General features: G+C 40.3%; 1 protein-coding gene. It reads right to left on the reverse strand.

What is annotated here, in order from left to right; genetic code table 11:
• Positions 1-325: transposase (locus tag WFH18_RS17975; protein ID WP_336755432.1), on the reverse strand; the 325-nt coding region annotated here is incomplete at both ends.

Consider the following 325-nt stretch of genomic DNA (forward strand, 5'->3'; position numbering starts at 1 on the left):
ACTTGGCTATCAAAACTCCTTGCACTGAGTTTATCTCCTAATAATTTGATGCAATGCATCTTAGTTTCAACCAAACTTCGCCGATGATAGCCTGACCATTTTTTCCATAGTATCCTACCTAAACGTTTAATTGCTCGAAGTAATTCATTTCGCTCTAGCGAGCTACTCTTTGTATCTTTCCATGGTTTCGCATTTTTTCTAGGTGGAATCACCACATGCGCTTGCCGATCTGCAATGACCTGACGGCATTGCTTGGTGTCATAAGCTCCATCGGTATAAACAGAGTTAATCTGCTCATCTTGTGGAATCTGATTAAGTAAATCAC

Source organism: Acinetobacter sp. USHLN143 (genome assembly GCF_037145695.1).
Classification (GTDB): Bacteria; Pseudomonadota; Gammaproteobacteria; order Pseudomonadales; family Moraxellaceae; genus Acinetobacter; species Acinetobacter fasciculus.